The 18,926-nt window shown below is 44.1% G+C and carries 19 protein-coding genes; 9 read left to right on the top strand and 10 right to left on the bottom strand.

Features of this window, described 5'->3' with window-relative positions:
• The first annotated feature begins 107 nt into the window (after positions 1-107).
• From alsS to MKX38_RS18370, 3 genes are all read left to right on the top strand, one after another.
• Positions 108-1,820 carry an acetolactate synthase AlsS gene (gene alsS, locus MKX38_RS18380; protein ID WP_014478171.1) on the top strand — a complete coding sequence of 571 codons (1,713 nt, stop codon included), beginning with the start codon at positions 108-110 and terminating at the stop codon, positions 1,818-1,820.
• 61 nt (positions 1,821-1,881) lie between these two features.
• Positions 1,882-2,649: an acetolactate decarboxylase gene (gene budA, locus MKX38_RS18375; protein WP_003244457.1), complete on the top strand. Its 768-nt coding sequence runs from the start codon at positions 1,882-1,884 to the stop codon at positions 2,647-2,649.
• Between the two features lie 99 nt (positions 2,650-2,748).
• Positions 2,749-3,276, top strand: coding sequence for an NAD(P)H-dependent oxidoreductase (locus MKX38_RS18370; protein ID WP_015251070.1), 528 nt, complete (start codon positions 2,749-2,751; stop codon positions 3,274-3,276).
• Between the two features lie 39 nt (positions 3,277-3,315).
• On the opposite strand, the gene MKX38_RS18365 is transcribed toward MKX38_RS18370, so the two are convergent.
• The 8 genes from MKX38_RS18365 to MKX38_RS18330 form a co-directional block, all read right to left on the bottom strand.
• Positions 3,316-3,612 carry a DUF3892 domain-containing protein gene (locus tag MKX38_RS18365; RefSeq protein WP_003227867.1) on the bottom strand — a complete coding sequence of 99 codons (297 nt, stop codon included), beginning with the start codon at positions 3,610-3,612 and terminating at the stop codon, positions 3,316-3,318.
• A gap of 155 nt (positions 3,613-3,767) precedes the next feature.
• Positions 3,768-4,304: an SH3 domain-containing protein gene (locus MKX38_RS18360; RefSeq protein ID WP_017696599.1), complete on the bottom strand. Its 537-nt coding sequence runs from the start codon at positions 4,302-4,304 to the stop codon at positions 3,768-3,770.
• An 81-nt stretch (positions 4,305-4,385) separates the two neighbouring features.
• On the bottom strand, positions 4,386-5,303 hold the full coding sequence (gene rbsB / locus MKX38_RS18355; RefSeq protein ID WP_015251072.1) for a ribose ABC transporter substrate-binding protein RbsB: 918 nt from the start codon (positions 5,301-5,303) through the stop codon (positions 4,386-4,388).
• Positions 5,304-5,315: 12 nt separating this feature from the next.
• On the bottom strand, positions 5,316-6,284 hold the full coding sequence (gene rbsC / locus MKX38_RS18350; RefSeq protein WP_017696600.1) for a ribose ABC transporter permease RbsC: 969 nt from the start codon (positions 6,282-6,284) through the stop codon (positions 5,316-5,318).
• A gap of 1 nt (position 6,285) precedes the next feature.
• The gene (gene rbsA / locus MKX38_RS18345; protein ID WP_014478164.1) at positions 6,286-7,767 is read right to left on the bottom strand and encodes a ribose ABC transporter ATP-binding protein RbsA; all 1,482 of its coding nucleotides are present in this window, start codon (positions 7,765-7,767) and stop codon (positions 6,286-6,288) included.
• Positions 7,768-7,782: 15 nt separating this feature from the next.
• The gene (rbsD, locus tag MKX38_RS18340) at positions 7,783-8,178 is read right to left on the bottom strand and encodes a D-ribose pyranase (RefSeq protein WP_015251073.1); all 396 of its coding nucleotides are present in this window, start codon (positions 8,176-8,178) and stop codon (positions 7,783-7,785) included.
• Positions 8,175-9,056 carry a ribokinase gene (gene rbsK, locus MKX38_RS18335; protein WP_015251074.1) on the bottom strand — a complete coding sequence of 294 codons (882 nt, stop codon included), beginning with the start codon at positions 9,054-9,056 and terminating at the stop codon, positions 8,175-8,177. The genes rbsD and rbsK overlap by 4 nt, the downstream gene beginning before the upstream one ends.
• 1 nt (position 9,057) lies before the next feature.
• Positions 9,058-10,038 (bottom strand): LacI family DNA-binding transcriptional regulator, encoded by a 981-nt coding sequence (locus tag MKX38_RS18330; protein ID WP_015251075.1) that lies wholly within the window; start codon positions 10,036-10,038, stop codon positions 9,058-9,060.
• A gap of 783 nt (positions 10,039-10,821) precedes the next feature.
• Here MKX38_RS18330 and pgsB point away from each other — a divergent pair.
• The 5 genes from pgsB to pgdS all read left to right on the top strand — a co-directional run bounded on the left by pgsB (position 10,822) and on the right by pgdS (position 15,192).
• Positions 10,822-12,003: a poly-gamma-glutamate synthase PgsB gene (gene pgsB / locus MKX38_RS18325; RefSeq protein ID WP_003227883.1), complete on the top strand. Its 1,182-nt coding sequence runs from the start codon at positions 10,822-10,824 to the stop codon at positions 12,001-12,003.
• Positions 12,004-12,017: 14 nt separating this feature from the next.
• Positions 12,018-12,467: a poly-gamma-glutamate biosynthesis protein PgsC gene (gene pgsC, locus MKX38_RS18320; protein ID WP_003227889.1), complete on the top strand. Its 450-nt coding sequence runs from the start codon at positions 12,018-12,020 to the stop codon at positions 12,465-12,467.
• Between the two features lie 18 nt (positions 12,468-12,485).
• Positions 12,486-13,628, top strand: a complete 1,143-nt coding sequence (gene pgsA / locus MKX38_RS18315) for a capsular polyglutamate synthetase PgsA (protein ID WP_003243306.1) — start codon at positions 12,486-12,488, stop codon at positions 13,626-13,628.
• 14 nt (positions 13,629-13,642) lie between these two features.
• The gene (edmS, locus tag MKX38_RS18310) at positions 13,643-13,810 is read left to right on the top strand and encodes an extrachromosomal elements maintenance protein EdmS (RefSeq protein ID WP_003227896.1); all 168 of its coding nucleotides are present in this window, start codon (positions 13,643-13,645) and stop codon (positions 13,808-13,810) included.
• A gap of 140 nt (positions 13,811-13,950) precedes the next feature.
• Positions 13,951-15,192: a gamma-DL-glutamyl hydrolase gene (gene pgdS, locus MKX38_RS18305; protein ID WP_029318755.1), complete on the top strand. Its 1,242-nt coding sequence runs from the start codon at positions 13,951-13,953 to the stop codon at positions 15,190-15,192.
• 33 nt (positions 15,193-15,225) lie between these two features.
• Here the strand turns inward: pgdS and ywtE are convergent, their stop codons facing one another.
• The gene (ywtE, locus tag MKX38_RS18300; RefSeq protein ID WP_029318756.1) at positions 15,226-16,086 is read right to left on the bottom strand and encodes a 5-amino-6-(5-phospho-D-ribitylamino)uracil phosphatase YwtE; all 861 of its coding nucleotides are present in this window, start codon (positions 16,084-16,086) and stop codon (positions 15,226-15,228) included.
• A 155-nt stretch (positions 16,087-16,241) separates the two neighbouring features.
• Complete coding sequence (gene tagT / locus MKX38_RS18295; RefSeq protein ID WP_208556648.1) at positions 16,242-17,210, bottom strand: LCP family protein; 969 nt, start codon at positions 17,208-17,210, stop codon at positions 16,242-16,244.
• Positions 17,211-17,542: 332 nt separating this feature from the next.
• On the opposite strand from tagT, the gene MKX38_RS18290 reads away from it, so the two are divergent.
• Complete coding sequence (locus MKX38_RS18290) at positions 17,543-18,916, top strand: sugar porter family MFS transporter (RefSeq protein WP_015251080.1); 1,374 nt, start codon at positions 17,543-17,545, stop codon at positions 18,914-18,916.
• Positions 18,917-18,926 lie beyond the last annotated feature (10 nt).

Below are 18,926 nucleotides of genomic sequence, written 5' to 3'. Positions count from 1 at the left end.
ATAAGGCGAATCGATATTGGAGGTCAATTTCCAAAGAGTGTATAGTGAAACTTATCACAAGATATTTAAAATTTTACGTTTAAAATGCATAATAAGGAGTGAGGGTGTTGACAAAAGCAACAAAAGAACAAAAATCCCTTGTGAAAAACAGAGGGGCGGAGCTTGTTGTTGATTGCTTAGTGGAGCAAGGTGTCACACATGTATTTGGCATTCCAGGTGCAAAAATTGATGCGGTATTTGACGCTTTACAAGATAAAGGACCTGAAATTATCGTTGCCCGGCACGAACAAAACGCAGCATTCATGGCCCAAGCAGTCGGCCGTTTAACTGGAAAACCGGGAGTCGTGTTAGTCACATCAGGACCGGGTGCCTCTAACTTGGCAACAGGCCTGCTGACAGCGAACACTGAAGGAGACCCTGTCGTTGCGCTTGCTGGAAACGTGATCCGTGCAGATCGTTTAAAACGGACACATCAATCTTTGGATAATGCGGCGCTATTCCAGCCGATTACAAAATACAGTGTAGAAGTTCAAGATGTAAAAAATATACCGGAAGCTGTTACAAATGCATTTAGGATAGCGTCAGCAGGGCAGGCTGGGGCCGCTTTTGTGAGCTTTCCGCAAGATGTTGTGAATGAAGTCACAAATACGAAAAACGTGCGTGCTGTTGCAGCGCCAAAACTCGGTCCTGCAGCAGATGATGCAATCAGTGCGGCCATAGCAAAAATCCAAACAGCAAAACTTCCTGTCGTTTTGGTCGGCATGAAAGGCGGAAGACCGGAAGCAATTAAAGCGGTTCGCAAGCTTTTGAAAAAGGTTCAGCTTCCATTTGTTGAAACATATCAAGCTGCCGGTACCCTTTCTAGAGATTTAGAGGATCAGTATTTTGGCCGTATCGGTTTGTTCCGCAACCAGCCTGGCGATTTACTGCTAGAGCAGGCAGATGTTGTTCTGACGATCGGCTATGACCCGATTGAATATGATCCGAAATTCTGGAATGTCAATGGAGACCGGACAATTATCCATTTAGACGAGATTATCGCTGACATTGATCATGCTTACCAGCCTGATCTTGAATTGATCGGTGACATTCCGTCCACGATCAATCATATCGAACACGATGCTGTGAAAGTGGAATTTGCAGAGCGTGAGCAGAAAATCCTTTCTGATTTAAAACAATATATGCATGAAGGTGAGCAGGTGCCTGCAGATTGGAAATCAGACAGAGCGCACCCTCTTGAAATCGTTAAAGAGTTGCGTAATGCAGTCGATGATCATGTTACAGTAACTTGCGATATCGGTTCGCACGCCATTTGGATGTCACGTTATTTCCGCAGCTACGAGCCGTTAACATTAATGATCAGTAACGGTATGCAAACACTCGGCGTTGCGCTTCCTTGGGCAATCGGCGCTTCATTGGTGAAACCGGGAGAAAAAGTGGTTTCTGTCTCTGGTGACGGCGGTTTCTTATTCTCAGCAATGGAATTAGAGACAGCGGTACGACTAAAAGCACCAATTGTACACATTGTATGGAACGACAGCACATATGACATGGTTGCATTCCAGCAATTGAAAAAATATAACCGTACATCTGCGGTCGATTTCGGAAATATCGATATCGTGAAATATGCGGAAAGCTTCGGAGCAACTGGCTTGCGCGTAGAATCACCAGACCAGCTGGCAGATGTTCTGCGTCAAGGCATGAACGCTGAAGGTCCTGTCATCATCGATGTCCCGGTTGACTACAGTGATAACATTAATTTAGCAAGTGACAAGCTTCCGAAAGAATTCGGGGAACTCATGAAAACGAAAGCTCTCTAGCACTCTGCGCATCACGACACTGTTTTATGAACAGCACTAAATAAAAGGAGTGAAGGGAAATATGAAACGAGAAAGCAACATTCAAGTGCTCAGCCGCGGTCAAAAAGATCAGCCTGTGAGCCAGATTTATCAAGTATCAACAATGACTTCTCTATTAGACGGAGTATATGACGGAGATTTTGAACTGTCAGAGATTCCGAAATATGGAGACTTCGGTATCGGAACCTTTAACAAGCTTGACGGAGAGCTGATTGGGTTTGACGGCGAATTTTACCGTCTTCGCTCAGACGGAACCGCGACACCGGTCCAAAATGGAGACCGTTCACCGTTCTGTTCATTTACGTTCTTTACACCGGACATGACGCACAAAATTGATGCGAAAATGACACGCGAAGACTTTGAAAAAGAGATCAACAGCATGCTGCCAAGCAGAAACTTATTTTATGCAATTCGCATTGACGGATTGTTTAAAAAGGTGCAGACAAGAACAGTAGAACTTCAAGAAAAACCTTACGTGCCAATGGTTGAAGCGGTCAAAACACAGCCGATTTTCAACTTCGACAACGTGAGAGGAACGATTGTAGGTTTCTTGACACCAGCTTATGCAAACGGAATCGCCGTTTCTGGCTATCACCTGCACTTCATTGACGAAGGACGCAATTCAGGCGGACACGTTTTTGACTATGTGCTTGAGGATTGCACGGTTACGATTTCTCAAAAAATGAACATGAATCTCAGACTTCCGAACACAGCGGATTTCTTTAATGCGAATCTGGATAACCCTGATTTTGCGAAAGATATCGAAACAACTGAAGGAAGCCCTGAATAAAAGAAAAAAAGAAAGCCCCTTTTAGCAGGGCTTTCTTTTTATTTGGCTCTTTTCCTGATTTTAGATAAAATAACATCAAAACAGTAAAGGTGTGGTCTGATGAAAATATTGGTTTTGGCAGTGCATCCTCATATGGAGACCTCAGTTGTTAATAAGGCGTGGGCTGAGGAATTGAGTAAACATGACAATATCACAGTACGGGATCTTTATAAGGAATACCCGGATGAAGCGATAGATGTTGCGAAGGAACAGCAGCTGTGCGAGGAATACGATCGGATTGTCTTTCAATTCCCGCTATATTGGTACAGCTCTCCGCCGCTCTTGAAAAAATGGCAGGATCTTGTGCTGACTTATGGCTGGGCTTTTGGTTCAGAAGGAAATGCCTTGCATGGCAAGGAGCTGATGCTGGCTGTATCAACAGGGAGCGAAGCGGAAAAATATCAAGCGGGCGGAGCAAATCATTACTCGATTAGTGAGCTATTGAAACCATTTCAGGCCACGAGTAATCTGATCGGCATGAAGTATCTGCCTCCATATGTGTTCTATGGCGTGAATTATGCAGCTGCAGGGGATATTTCTCACAGTGCAAAACGGTTAGCCGAATACATCCAGCAGCCTTTTGTTTAAAATACAGCCCTGTCGAACATACGGCAGGGCTGTATTTGTTTAAAAATCCGGCAGCTCAGACAGGTTATTTTCCTTGATGCCGTCCGGTTCACTTCGCAAAATGTCACGCCCGTATTTATGGAAGACATCAACATGAGCGAGTTTTCCTGATTTTGCTTCTGACAGCGCAGTAGGATAGTCGAGCTCTCTTCCTGTATTGGTTTTCACTGCGATAATATTGTCTTCCTCATTTCTTCTAACCGCAATAATTTCTTCTTTTCCAGATGGAACATTTTCTTGATCGACAGTTGTTTGCCGGGCTTTATACGATTCATATGCTGCTTCAAATTGATCCATATTTACACCTCCGCTTTTTAGCGTGAACAAAAATGTTGATGATCATGTAAGGTTTCGACACAGCATACGACAATATTTCCTGAGAAATATCTTGGGAATGTGACAAATCAATTCATAATAAAAGGGATTCCGCATAAATGCGGAATCCCTCTCAGTTATTTTGTCATGTGTAAATCCTTTGTTTTCATATAACCTGTCGCACCGCCGTAATCAACGAATACCCAATCAAAATCAAAACCGCCTTTATTCGTTTTACTCCAGCCTAAAAAAGAAACGCTTGTGTCTGCTGGAAGAGTCTTAATGCTCTTTCCATCAGCGGATGTATATACTTTTGTTTTTGTTTTGGTTTTTACCGTTGTCGCTGCTTTTACAATGTAATGAGTGGAGACAAATCCTATTTTTCCGTTTTTATACTGAACCTTTGCCCAGTCAGCATTTGAGAAGGAAATCAGCTTTAGGCTATCTCCTAAGTGCAGCGTATCGGCTTTTTGGCTTGATGCGGAAGCCTTCGTTCTGACATTTAGAGCCTCTGCTGATACCAAATAAGAATCAATCGGATAACTGTATAAATCATCAATGCTTACCGTTGTTTCTGGCTGTTGAGCATGGATCGTGCCAGCGCCGCCAGCAGCCGCCGCAGTCATTCCAGCCGCAAGTGCTAATGTTGAAAATAGTTTTGTTGGTTTGTTCATGCCGTTCCTCTCCTCACGTAAGAGAAATAATTCATTCTATATCTCTATTCACGTTATCGCAGGTTCCTAAACATCAGACAATTATTTTTGTGTTTCTAGTTTGAGAGGCGCGGATATTGTTTTTTGCACTTTTTTCCCGTGCAAAATATCATCTGCTGCTTCTGTAGCCAGTTTACCGATTAACTCAGGCTGCTGAGCGACGGTGGCTGACAGCTTTCCGTTTTTAATGGAAGCGAGCGCATCTTTATTGCCGTCAAAACCGATCACCAATATGTCTTTCCCCGAGCTGTTAATTGCCTCGAGAGCACCGAGCGCCATTTCATCGTTGTGAGCAAAAACAGCTTGGATATCAGGATGTCCCTGCAGCAGGTTTTCCATGACAGTCAGGCCTTTCGTGCGGTCAAAGTCAGCTGATTGTTTTGTGACAACTTGGAGTTTTTGGTCTGCGATGTTATGGAATCCTGAGCCGCGTTCCCGTGTGGCAGATGCGCCGGGGACGCCTTCAAGCTCTGCCACCTTTGCTCCTTTTCCAAGTTTGTCGGCAATAAACGTCGCGGCCATTTCACCGCCTTTTACATTATCGGAAGCAACGAGGGTTTCAACTTTTCCTTGTTCGGCAGATCGATCGATTGTTACGACGGGCACACCGACTGCGTTTGCAGATTCTACTGCCGTTGAGATCGCCGAAGAATCAGTCGGGTTGATTAATAATGCATCAACACCTTGCTGAATTAAATCTTCCACGTCACTCGTCTGTTTCGATGAATCATTTTGTGCATCAACAATGATGACTTTCATTCCCCGTTTTTTAGCTTCTTTTTCGATACCCTTTTTTAATGAGACAAAAAAAGGATTATTAAGTGTTGAGACGGACAAGCCAATGGTGAATTCCTTTTTGTTCCCCGAGTTTGACGGCTTTGCCCATTGGGGAGGCTCAAGCGAACAGGCGGTTAACAAAAATAATGATAACGTTAAAATGACGGATACAGCCTTTTTCATGTGAAAACCCTCCTAAGCTGACTTCTTGCGGTCTAATAATACCGCAATTAAGATAACAATCCCTTTGACAACCAGCTGATAAAATGATGAAACGCCAAGCAGATTAAGCCCGTTATTAAGTGTGCCGATGATCAGGACCCCGATCAAAGTGCCGACAATGCGTCCGCGGCCGCCGGAAAGACTTGTCCCTCCTAAGACGACTGCCGCGATAGCATCAAGTTCGTACGATTCTCCCGCAGTCGGCTGGGCCGAATGCAGGCGGGAAGTCAATATGGCACCTCCAAGAGCGGATAAAAGCCCGGCTAAAGAATAGATCATCACTTTCACGCGCGTCACTTTGATGCCTGAAATGAGCGCGGCTTTTTCGTTGCCGCCGATAGCGTACGTTCGGCGGCCGAATGGTGTTTTATGAAGAAGCACCCAAAGGATGACAAAGGCAAGAACCATCGTAATTGCCGGTACAGGAATGCCTAAAAAGTAACCGCGTCCGAACATCTGAAAAGCGTAGTTTGTGCCAAGTCCGGTAATCGGATTTCCATCTGTATACACTAGCGTCAGTCCGCGAAACACAGTCATGGTCGCAAGCGTGGCGATAAAGGGCGCCATTTTTCCTTTAGTAATCAATAATCCGTTGATCATGCCTAGTACGGCACCAATGATACAGCCAAGGATGATCGCGAGAACCGGATCGACACCGGACACAATCATCCCCGCAACTAAAGCACTGGACAGGGCAAGAATAGCGCCAACAGAAAGATCAATGCCGCCTGTCAAAATGACAAAGGTCATCCCGAACGCGATTAATCCGTTAATGGCGACCTGGCGAAGCAGGTTTAAAATATTCAGCGGTTCAAGAAAGCTTGGATTTAAAATAGATACAATGATAACGAGAATAAATAAACCAAGAAACGGGCCGAGTTTTTGCATGACTCCGTCGAAGTGAATCCGTTTTTGTTCTGTTTGCAGTTGTTCCGTTTTCATATTACCGCCCTCCCGTGGCAAGTGTCATAATTCGTTCTTGTGTTGCTTCTCGCGCATGGATTTCTCCGCTGATTCTGCCTTCATGGACAACGATAATCCGATCGCTCATTCCCAGAATTTCAGGCAGCTCTGATGACACCATGATGATAGCGACGCCGCGTTCGGTCAGCTCATTCATCAGCGTATAAATCTCTCGTTTGGCGCCAACATCCACACCTCTGGTTGGCTCATCCAAGATAAGCACTTTCGGTCCGATGCCGATCCACTTGGCTATCACCACTTTTTGCTGGTTTCCTCCTGATAAATGGCGTGCGTGCGTTTCCGGTGATGCTGTTTTGATAGTGAGGCGTTTGATTAACAGATCGACAAATTCAGCCTCCCGCTTATGATCAATGAGACCCTTTGGTGAGAAGCTGGACAGATTGGGCAGGGCAATATTTTCGCGGATCGAGGTGTCGAGCAGGAGCCCTTCATCCTTGCGATTCTCTGTAATAAAGCCGAGACCTTTTTTCACGGCTTCCTGCGGGTTCTTAATAGCCGTTTTTTTCCCAGCGATCCATATCTCACCCGTGTCCAGCCTGTCAACGCCGAACAGCGCTCTCATCATTTCTGTCCGGCCGGCTCCCATCAATCCTGAAACACCGACGATTTCACCGGAACGAACATAAAAGCTGACGTCCTCAAAACTCCCTTTTACGGAAGCATTTTTCACCTCGAATACTTTGTCACCGAGAGAAGGAGTGCGTTTTGGATATCGTTCAGTCAGCTCCCGTCCGACCATTTTTTTGACGACTTCATCAAAATCAGTTTCTGAGATGTTTGTTGTATCTACCGTTTTTCCGTCACGCATGATGGTAATTCTGTCGCAAATCGCAAAAATTTCTTCCATGCGATGCGAAATATAGACAATGGAGACGCCGTTCTTTTTTAACGCTGTAATGACCTCGAAGAGCTTGCTGATTTCACGTTCAGTCAACGCTGCGGTCGGTTCATCCATAATGATGACCTCGGCATTTGTCATAAGCGCTTTTGCGATTTCGATCATTTGCTGCTGTCCGACGGAACATTCGCCGGCTTCTTGATCAAGAGAAAGAGAGACGGAGAGTTTGTCAAATTGCTCTTTTGCTAGCGCTTTCATTTTTCTTGTTTGTAAGACGCCCAGCTTGGAGGATATCTCTTTACCGATAAATAGATTCTCAAGAACGGTCATTTCCGGCCAGATATTCAATTCCTGATGGATAAAGGCTATTCCATGCTGTTCCGCTTCTTTTGGATTGGAAAAATACGTTTCGTTTCCGTTTATGCTGATTTGACCTTTATCTGCTTTGTGCAGGCCTGTCAAAATGTTCATAAGCGTGGACTTGCCGGCGCCGTTTTCTCCCATTAATGCGTGAACCTCGCCAGGCATGAGCTGAAAGGAAACACCTGACAGCACCTGGTTTTTTCCAAATGCTTTATGAATGTCTTTCATTTCAATCTGCATGTTTCATCCTCCTTTCTAGAAAAGCACACCCGCCTGCAGGATGCAGTTGGCATATGGTGTGAATTCTCCTGTTCTTATGACTGCCTTTGCTTCTTTTGTCAGCAGCTTAAACTCCTTGTGAGAAAGGTATTCAATTTCTTGTTCAGAGAAAAGATTTTCTAGAAATTTCGCATTCTCCTGATTGGATGCTTTTATTTCAGCTGCAGCAATGACTTTTTCGACCGCCATTTCCTCAGCCAGTACTGCCGCTGTATCTTGGAAAGCCGGAAGGCCCGGCTTCAGTGAAAGATCAATTTTCAAAACGCCGTCGGGAACCGGCAGTCCGGCATCCGCGATGACAATTTTATCAGTGTGGCCAAGGTCTGCTAAAATCTTGGCAAGATGGCTGTTCAGTATACCGTGTTTTTTCATGAAAGCAGCTCCTCTACTTCATTTCTTGTCGGCATTCCGCCTTGGGCCCCGAAGGAACAGACAGAAAGGGAAGCGGCACGATTGGCAAACCGCAATGCGGCTTCAATGTCTTTTCCCTCAGCCAGGGCCACGGCAAAGGCTGCGTTAAACGTATCACCGGCTCCGGTTGTATCAACGGGCTCTACAGGGAAGGACGGGATGAGCACTTCTTTGCTGCCAGCCGAATAGCGGACGCCTTGTTTTCCTTCCGTAATAAAGAGCTTTGCCGGATAAAGCGCCAAAGCTTCAGAAATGGTAAGCTCAGGGAATAAAATCGAAGCCTCGTGTTCATTCGGCGTCAGATAGGTGGCGTGATCAATTGTTTCCTGCTTGAGCGGGCGGGCCGGTGCTGGGTTTAGCATGATCGGAATATCGTGAGAATGGCAGTATTTGCACACCTCATCAACCGTTTCTTCTGGGATTTCCTGCTGAATCAGCACCATATCGACCTTTTCAATCTGTTCGAGCGCGTTTAACGCATACGCTGGGGTGATGTCATCGTTCGCGCCTTTGACAACGACAATGCTGTTGTCGCCTTCAGCAAGCACAATATGAGCGGTTCCGCTTTCCGTATGTGTAACCGGTTCCATATAGTCAGTGCAAACGCCGTTAGCTTTGAGATTATTCAAAATAGCTGTTCCATAATGATCGTCTCCGACCTTGCCGACCATAAACACTTGCGCCCCAAGTCTGGCTGCGGCAACGGCCTGATTTGCTCCTTTGCCGCCCGGCACAGTCTGAAATGACGTGCCAAGAACCGTTTCACCGGCTTTTGGGCGTTTGTCCGAGGTGACCACTAAATCCATAGAACAGCTACCAATCACACAAATATTACGCATCTTAATCTTCCTTTCTTGTCGTCTTTCTTCCTATATAGGTGACAGGCATTTGAATTGCCGTTTCTGCCAGCGGCTGTTTTTTGATGATACCCAAAAGCAGTTTGGCAGCTTCTTTCCCCATATCATATGCGGGCTGTTTAATTGTAGAAAGTGGCGGGAACAGAAGTCCGCTTTGCGGAATGTCATCATAGCCGATAATTTGAATGTCCTCCGGCACGTTTTTTCCGCGCCGCAATGCTTCATGTAAAACGGCAGCGGCTTGAATATCATTACTCGCGATCACACCATCTGTCGCTGGATAAGCGGCAAACAGCTCCTTCGCCATCGATTGTGCATCTTTAATTGAAAATGAAGCTGTCTCAATGACCTGAAAATCAACTTCAGCCTGCTTTAAGATTTCCAAAGCGCCGTTAAATCGGTCTTGAGCGGTCGGCAGGTGAGCGGGTCCTCTCAAGAGCGTAATGCGCTGGCTTTTTCCGTGAATGATAGCCTGAGCGGCTAACTTTCCTCCTGTATAGCCGTCACTGGCCACAGAAGGAGCCCCTTCAAGTGTTCTGTCCAGAAAAACAACTGGATAATTCATGCCGCTGTATTCCTCGAGATCCGGGTAATTTGTTGCGGCAATAATGCCTGCGACATGATTTTGCTTAAAGGTTTGAAGGTATTCAAGTTCTTTTTTCAATTCCTCGTCACTGTTGCCGAAAATAAGGCGATAGCCTTCCCGGTTCAATTCATCCTCCGCACCGCGGGCAAGCTGGGGGAAGAAAGGGTTTGTGATATCCGGGAGCAAAAGTCCGATCAGTCGGGATTCTCTTTTATATAGAGATCTGGCAACTTCATTCGGGTAATAGTTCAGCTTCGCCATCGCCGCTATGACACGCGTTCGCGTTTCTTCGTGTACATAGCCGTTATCATTCAGGACGCGGGAAACCGTCGCAACTGAAACGCCCGCCGCTCCGGCGACATCTTTAATTGTAGCCAAAACAGCTCCTCCTTGTTTATGTAACCGTTTACATAGATAGATTATCATGAACAATCCGAAGTTAGCAATAAAAATATCAAAAGAAATCTAATTGTAAATTGTATATATAATTGAAAAAATTAAGGTTTTCACTCTTTTTTTGACAAAGTCTTCACAAATATGGATGAAGATTTCTTGAACAAATATTAAGTTTTATTAAAATTGTTTCAAAGTCATGCGTTTAGACCTGTAAATGGTGAGAAACAGAAAAGACTATCATCCCAGAAAATGTTTAATTATGTTAGAGAATTCGGACTCGTATGTTTAGCGTTTTCATCTCGAACCTCCTTAGTCATTTTGGAATGGGCCTCATATTGCTTATTCCATGCAGAAAGGATGACATTATGACCTTGTCCTTAAGAAACAGGATAAAACTATTTTGTGTTCATAAGAACCGGAAACACGCATGATCGCAGGAGATGCTTGATAACACAGGCTGAAAAAAAGATTGATTTGAAATGCATATTAAACACAAACAGCAAGGTGTGACTATACGTCCAGAAGGATATCAGGGGAGAAATGAAAGCGCATTCTCTTCGATTTTTTAAAAAAGTGATAAGGTATAAGTCCTGCTGTTTTCCAAAAATAGAAAACAGTTTTTAGGTATAAAATCTCTTTCAAAAGAGAAGTTTGGCTTAGTCGATTAGGGAAGATTATGTTACATAATGCCGATTGAGAATTCATAGTGATTCTATATACTGATGAATGAATTTACAACAATATAGAAGGAGATGTCGAAAAGCAATGTGGTTACTCATTATAGCCTGTGCTGTCATACTGGTCATCGGAATATTAGAAAAACGACGACATCAGAAAAACATTGATGCCCTCCCTGTTCGGGTGAATATTAACGGCATCCGCGGAAAATCGACTGTGACAAGGCTGACAACCGGAATATTAATAGAAGCCGGTTACAAGACTGTTGGAAAAACAACAGGAACAGATGCAAGAATGATTTACTGGGACACACCGGAGGAAAAGCCGATTAAACGGAAACCTCAGGGGCCGAATATCGGAGAGCAAAAAGAAGTCATGAGAGAAACAGTAGAAAGAGGGGCTAACGCGATTGTCAGTGAATGCATGGCTGTTAACCCAGATTATCAAATCATCTTTCAGGAAGAACTTCTGCAGGCCAATATCGGCGTCATTGTGAATGTTTTAGAAGACCATATGGATGTCATGGGGCCGACGCTTGATGAAATTGCAGAAGCGTTTACCGCTACAATTCCTTATAATGGCCATCTTGTCATTACAGATAGTGAATATACCGAGTTCTTTAAACAAAAAGCAAAAGAACGAAACACAAAAGTCATCATTGCTGATAACTCAAAAATTACAGATGAGTATTTACGTAAATTTGAATACATGGTATTCCCTGATAACGCTTCTCTGGCGCTGGGTGTGGCTCAAGCACTCGGCATTGACGAAGAAACAGCATTTAAGGGAATGCTGAATGCGCCGCCAGATCCGGGAGCAATGAGAATTCTTCCGCTGATCAGTCCGAGCGAGCCTGGGCACTTTGTTAATGGGTTTGCCGCAAACGACGCTTCTTCTACTTTGAATATATGGAAACGTGTAAAAGAAATCGGTTACCCGACCGATGATCCGATCATCATCATGAACTGCCGCGCAGACCGTGTCGATCGGACACAGCAATTCGCAAATGACGTATTGCCTTATATTGAAGCAAGTGAACTGATCTTAATCGGTGAAACAACAGAACCGATCGTAAAAGCCTACGAAGAAGGCAAAATTCCTGCAGACAAACTGCATGATCTAGAGTATAAGTCAACAGATGAAATTATGGAGTTGTTAAAGAAAAGAATGCACAACCGTGTCATATATGGCGTCGGCAATATTCATGGTGCCGCAGAGCCTTTAATTGAAAAAATCCACGAATACAAGGTTAAGCAGCTCGTAAGCTAGGGGGAAATGCAAACATGTTCGGATCAGATTTATACATCGCACTAATTTTAGGTGTACTACTCAGTTTAATTTTTGCGGAAAAAACAGGGATCGTGCCGGCAGGACTTGTTGTACCGGGATATTTAGGACTTGTGTTTAATCAGCCGGTCTTTATTTTACTTGTTTTGCTAGTGAGCTTGCTCACTTATGTTATCGTGAAATACGGTTTATCCAAATTTATGATTTTGTACGGACGCAGAAAATTCGCTGCCATGCTGATAACAGGGATCGTCCTAAAAATCGCGTTTGATTTTCTATACCCGATTGTACCATTTGAAATCGCAGAATTTCGAGGAATCGGCATCATCGTGCCAGGTTTAATTGCCAATACCATTCAGAAACAAGGTTTAACCATTACGTTCGGAAGCACGCTGCTATTGAGCGGAGCGACCTTTGCTATCATGTTTGTTTACTACTTAATTTAATGTAAGGTGTGTCAAACGATGAAAAAAGAACTGAGCTTTCATGAAAAGCTGCTAAAGCTGACAAAACAGCAAAAAAAGAAAACCAATAAGCACGTATTTATTGCCATTCCGATCGTTTTTGTCCTTATGTTCGCTTTCATGTGGGCGGGAAAAGCGGAAACGCCGAAGGTCAAAACGTATTCTGACGACGTACTCTCAGCCTCATTTGTAGGCGATATTATGATGGGACGCTATGTTGAAAAAGTAACGGAGCAAAAAGGGGCAGACAGTATTTTTCAATATGTTGAACCGATCTTTAGAGCCTCGGATTATGTAGCAGGAAACTTTGAAAACCCGGTAACCTATCAAAAGAATTATAAACAAGCAGATAAAGAGATTCATCTGCAGACGAATAAGGAATCAGTGAAAGTCTTGAAGGATATGAATTTCACGGTTCTCAACAGCGCAAACAACCACGCAATGGATTACGGCGTTCAGGGCATGAAAGATACGCTTGGAGAATTTGCGAAGCAAAACCTTGATATCGTTGGAGCGGGATACAGCTTAAGTGATGCGAAAAAGAAAATTTCGTACCAGAAAGTCAACGGGGTAACGATTGCGACGCTTGGCTTTACCGATGTGTCCGGGAAAGGTTTCGCGGCTAAAAAGAATACGCCGGGGGTGCTGCCCGCAGATCCTGAAATCTTCATCCCTATGATTTCAGAAGCGAAAAAACATGCGGACATCGTTGTTGTGCAGTCACACTGGGGCCAAGAGTATGACAATGATCCAAACGACCGCCAGCGCCAGCTTGCAAGAGCCATGTCTGATGCGGGAGCTGACATCATCGTCGGCCATCACCCGCACGTCTTAGAACCGATTGAAGTATATAACGGAACCGTCATTTTCTACAGTCTCGGCAACTTTGTCTTTGACCAGGGCTGGACGAGAACAAGAGACAGTGCACTGGTTCAGTATCACCTGAAGAAAAATGGAACAGGACGCTTTGAAGTGACACCGATCGATATCCATGAAGCGACACCTGCACCTGTGAAAAAAGACAGCCTTAAACAGAAAACCATTATTCGCGAACTGACGAAAGACTCTAATTTCGCTTGGAAAGTAGAAGACGGAAAACTGACGTTTGATATTGATCATAGTGACAAACTAAAATCTAAATAAACGGAGTGATAAAGATGAAATTTGTCAAAGCCATCTGGCCGTTTGTTGCCGTAGCCATCGTGTTCATGTTTATGTCAGCTTTTAAATTCAATGATCAGCTGACAGATCAGGAAAAACAGAAGATTGATATGGAAATGAATAAAATCCAACAGCAGGAAGAACCGGTAAATGCCAATAAATAATTCAAAAAAGAGAGTGTCTGATGAGACACTCTCTTTTTATTTGCCCAGCATATTCATTCTGTAAAAATATTAAAAAGTCTCTTAACATATTCAAAAAAATACCGATGTTAAAACTGCAAAAAGAGGAGGAGATAATAAAAGTGAACACACTGGCAAACTGGAAGAAGTTTTTGCTTGTGGCGGTTATCATTTGTTTTTTGGTTCCAATTATGACAAAAGCGGAGATTGCGGAAGCTGATACATCACCAGAATTGATTGTCAGCGAAGCAAAAAACCTGCTTGGATATCAGTATAAATATGGCGGGGAAACGCCGAAAGAGGGTTTCGATCCATCAGGATTGATACAATATGTGTTCAGTAAGGCTGATATTCATCTGCCGAGATCTGTAAACGACCAGTATAAAATCGGAACAGCTGTAAAGCCGGAAAACCTGAAGCCGGGTGATATTTTGTTTTTCAAGAAAGAGGGAAGCACCGGCACTGTTCCGACACATGACGCCCTTTATATCGGAGACGGCCAAATGGTTCACAGTACACAGTCAAAAGGGGTTATCATCACCAATTACAAACAAAGCAGCTATTGGAGCGGAACTTATATCGGGGCGAGACGAATCTCTGCCGATCCGGCAACGGCTGATGTTCCTGTCGTTCAGGAGGCCGAAAAATATATCGGTGTCCCATATGTGTTTGGCGGAAGCACGCCGTCAGAGGGCTTTGATTGCTCGGGGCTTGTGCAATATGTGTTTCAACAGGCACTCGGCATTTATCTGCCGCGATCAGCCGAACAGCAGTGGGCAGTGGGCGAGAAGGTAGCCCCTCAGAACATAAAGCCTGGTGATGTCGTCTATTTCAGCAATACGTATAAAACGGGAATTTCACATGCAGGCATTTATGCGGGCGCAGGCAGGTTCATTCAGGCAAGCCGGTCAGAAAAAGTAACCATTTCCTATTTGTCAGAGGATTACTGGAAATCGAAGATGACGGGTATTCGCCGATTTGACAACCTGACAATCCCGAAAGAAAATCCGATTGTTTCCGAAGCGACGCTTTATGTCGGAGAAGTACCTTACAAACAGGGCGGAGTAACACCTGAGACAGGATTTGATACAGCTGGATTTGTCCAATATGTATACCAGAAAGCAGCCGGTATTTCCCTGCCTCGATACGCAACAAGCCAGTACAATGCCGGAACTAAGATTGAGAAGGCGGACCTGAAGCCGGGAGACATTGTGTTCTTTCAATCAACAAGCTTAAATCCCTCCATCTATATCGGAAACGGACAAGTTGTTCATGTCACATTATCAAACGGCGTGACCATCACCAATATGAACACGAGCACCTATTGGAAGGATAAATACGCAGGAAGTATACGGGTGCAATAAAAGAAAAAGACTCCAATCTCTGGAGTCTTTTCTTTATGCATATTGCCCTGAAAGAAGCTGGTCTATAAAGTAGGCCACACCATTTTCGTCATTACTTTTTGTGACAAAGGTGCTTTTTTCTTTTAATTCATCAATCGCATTTTCCATGGCGATACGGTGTCCGGCGACTTCAAACATGGACAAATCGTTTGGACTATCGCCGATCGCATAGATATCCTGTGTTTCAATTCCGTATAGGTCAGCGAGCTTTGTTAACGCGCGTCCTTTTCCTGACGAGGCCGGCAGGATTTCGATAATATGTTTTCCTGAAGAGGTTTGCGCCAGTTTTTTATGATGCTTCAGTTCTTCCTTCGCTTGTTTCAGCTTGTCCATATCAAAGGAGAAGCAAAGAAGCTTATAAATGTTTTCACTCCCGTCAAAAACCGATTCGATATGAGGGATTGGTTTAATGCCAAACTGTTTGAATTGAGTCATGGCTCCTTGCCACAATTCATCCGTCTGCTCGTTTGGGTTTGCGCTCTTTAGAATGTCAAGCTCCGCGTGCAGCTTAGCTTCGCCGTCAAAAGGAGAAAGCAGATGGTCATCTGTATATACCTCAAAATAAATGTTTTTTGAAAGTAAGTAATCAGCAATCGCTTTACCGGCTTCCTGATCCATTAATGTCCGGCTGATCAAACGGTAACCCGTGTCATGGATCGTGCCGCCATTAGCTGCAATGATAGGGATGTCCAAGTCATCCAGCAGCGCTTTTACATCAAATGTCGCTCTTCCCGTGCAAATGGTGACGAGGATGCCGGCATCAACGGCCCGCTTGATCGCCTCTCTGTTTTCCGCAGAAATGACGCTTTCTTTATTCAGTAATGTTCCGTCTAGATCAATCGCAATACATTTCATATGTAGGGGAACCTCCTTAAAAATGAAGCTGCTTCGTGTAGTATGTTCAGCTTGCCTGTGAAACATAATCCATATAAATTAAGGCTAATCGTTACTTTGATAATTTTCAACAAGGAAATATGTAAAACGGGATGGCGTAATCGCCATCCCGTTCATTATACACCTAAATCGTTTTGCAGCTCTTTTTTAACTTCCTGCAGCTTTTGCTGATTCAATTTGAAATAATAGACTCCGGCAGGTTCATAATCATAACCCGTCAGCTGAATAGACTCAACTGATTTCAATGAAGTGATGAACGGGAACAGGCCGATGGCATCTTTAAGAGATAAGTTCATTTTTAAATTTTGCCCCATCGTATCCACAATATCATCATAAGCCGGAATTGAGCTCAATGATTTTGATTTATCTATAATGGCGCTCAGCACTTCCATTTGTCTTTGCCCGCGTAAAAGGTCACTGTCCGCTTTACGTGTTCTTACGTAAGCGAGCGCTTCTTCCCCATCAAGCGTATGTGTTCCTTTTTGAAGAACGACTTTACCTTTTGTATCTTTTTTGATTTGCTGAATGACTTTATCGCTTTTTACAGTTACTTTGACGCCATTTAACTCGTTTACGACGTCTTCAAAAGCCGTGAAATTGCTTTCTACGACATAATCGACTGGAATATCCAGCATTTCTTCAACTGTTTTCACAGTTAAGTCAACGCCGCCGTAAGCGTGAGCATGTGTGAATTTATCATACCCGTGGCCTGGGATGTTTACATAGGCGTCACGCGGAATGCTCAGCATTTTAGCTGTTTTTTCTTTCCGATTAAATGTAACCAGCACATTCGCGTCACTTCTTGCCTGATCGACGGTCTCGCCGTTTTTCTCCCTGGCATCAATTCCTAAGAGCAATACAGAAAAAGAATCTTTTCCAGGATCAAATTCTTTGATCCGTTTTACAGATTGTTCTCCGCGTGCAAGGCTGACGTGAGCTTCCTTAGAAGCATTGTTCAGCTTTACAAAAGCGTAGGCGCCGACAGAGCCTGCCGCAATGACTAAAAAAGCCATTAATCCGGCAACGACTTTCACCCATTTTCTCAGTTTTCTCTTTTTCTTTCTGCGCTGTGTTCGTTCTTCCATATATCAATACCTCACGTTTCTTTAATATTTGAAGCGTACCATTCTATTTGCCATGGGGCAACTCCTCAAAAGACATTTTTCGATAAATATTCCTATATTTATAAGTTCTTGTTTTTGAAAATTGATAACGATGATGTGCTGAATCACCTTATATTGGACGCCGCAGCAGATAAAATGTTTCAGCGACATTGAAAAAAATACAAGTAAATGATTGGAAAACTTATGATCAGCAAAATAAAAAGGTTTAATGGCCGGAAAAAGAGGCTAAAAGATTTCTAAAAAAATCCCACAGACAATGTCATTGCAGCTGATGGAGAAAGGGAGTCATTTTTATGAAAAAGCAGTCAAATATATGGCTTTATTTTTTCGGAGCTCTTGGAGGCGCGTTATATGGCTATGATACCGGAGTGATTTCCGGAGCTATTTTATTTATGAAAAAGGAGTTAGGCTTAAACGCGTTTACAGAAGGTCTTGTTGTCAGCTCCTTGCTGGTTGGGGCGATTTTGGGCTCAGGAGCGGCCGGCAAGCTGACTGACCGTTTCGGAAGAAAAAAAGCAATTATGGCGGCCGCGCTGCTGTTTTGTATAGGCGGTCTTGGTGTGGCACTGGCCCCAAATACGGGAGTCATGGTGCTGTTTCGCATCATTTTGGGACTTGCAGTCGGAACATCGACGACTATCGTGCCGCTTTATTTATCTGAACTGGCGCCAAAACATAAACGCGGGGCGCTGTCATCACTGAATCAGCTGATGATCACGGTTGGCATCCTTCTTTCTTACATTGTCAATTACATATTTGCCGATGCCGAAGCGTGGCGCTGGATGCTTGGATTGGCTGCTGTGCCGTCATTGCTCTTGCTCATTGGCATTTTGTTTATGCCGGAGAGCCCGCGCTGGCTGTTCACGAATGGCGAAGAAAGCAAAGCGAAGAAAATTCTTGAAAAATTGCGTGGCACAAAAGATATTGATCAGGAAATACATGATATAAAAGAAGCGGAAAAGCAGGATGAAGGCGGCCTGAAGGAGCTGTTCGATCCATGGGTGCGCCCAGCGCTTATTGCAGGTTTGGGATTGGCATTTTTGCAGCAATTTATCGGAACGAATACGATCATCTACTATGCGCCAAAGACCTTTACAAACGTCGGATTCGGAAATTCCGCTTCGATTTTAGGCACGGTCGGAATCGGCACAGTCAATGTTCTCATGACATTAGTAGCGATTAAAATCATCGACAAAATTGGAAGAAAGCCGTTACTGCTATTCGGGAATGCGGGAATGGTGATCAGCTTAATCGTTCTCGCTTTAGTAAATCTCTTTTTCGATAACACTCCGGCTGCCTCATGGACGACCGTCATTTGTTTAGGCGTGTTTATCGTTGTCTTTGCGGTCAGCTGGGGACCGGTTGTGTGGGTGATGCTTCCTGAATTGTTCCCCCTTCACGTCAGAGGAATCGGTACCGGTGTTTCGACCTTAATGTTGCATGTTGGGACACTGATTGTTTCACTAACCTATCCAATATTAATGGAAGCGATCGGAATCAGTTATTTATTCCTGATTTATGCCGCGATCGGTATCATGGCGTTCTTATTTGTCCGATTTAAAGTGACAGAGACAAAGGGAAAAAGCCTTGAAGAAATTGAGCAGGATTTACGGGACAAAAACGGACAGGGAGGATCGGCCGGAAAACAGCAGACTGTCGGAACATAAAAAAGGGTGC

This window comes from Bacillus sp. FSL M8-0025, from assembly GCF_037975475.1.
Classification (GTDB): Bacteria; Bacillota; Bacilli; order Bacillales; family Bacillaceae; genus Bacillus; species Bacillus subtilis.
This window is presented reverse-complemented; position numbering and strand designations above follow the sequence as displayed.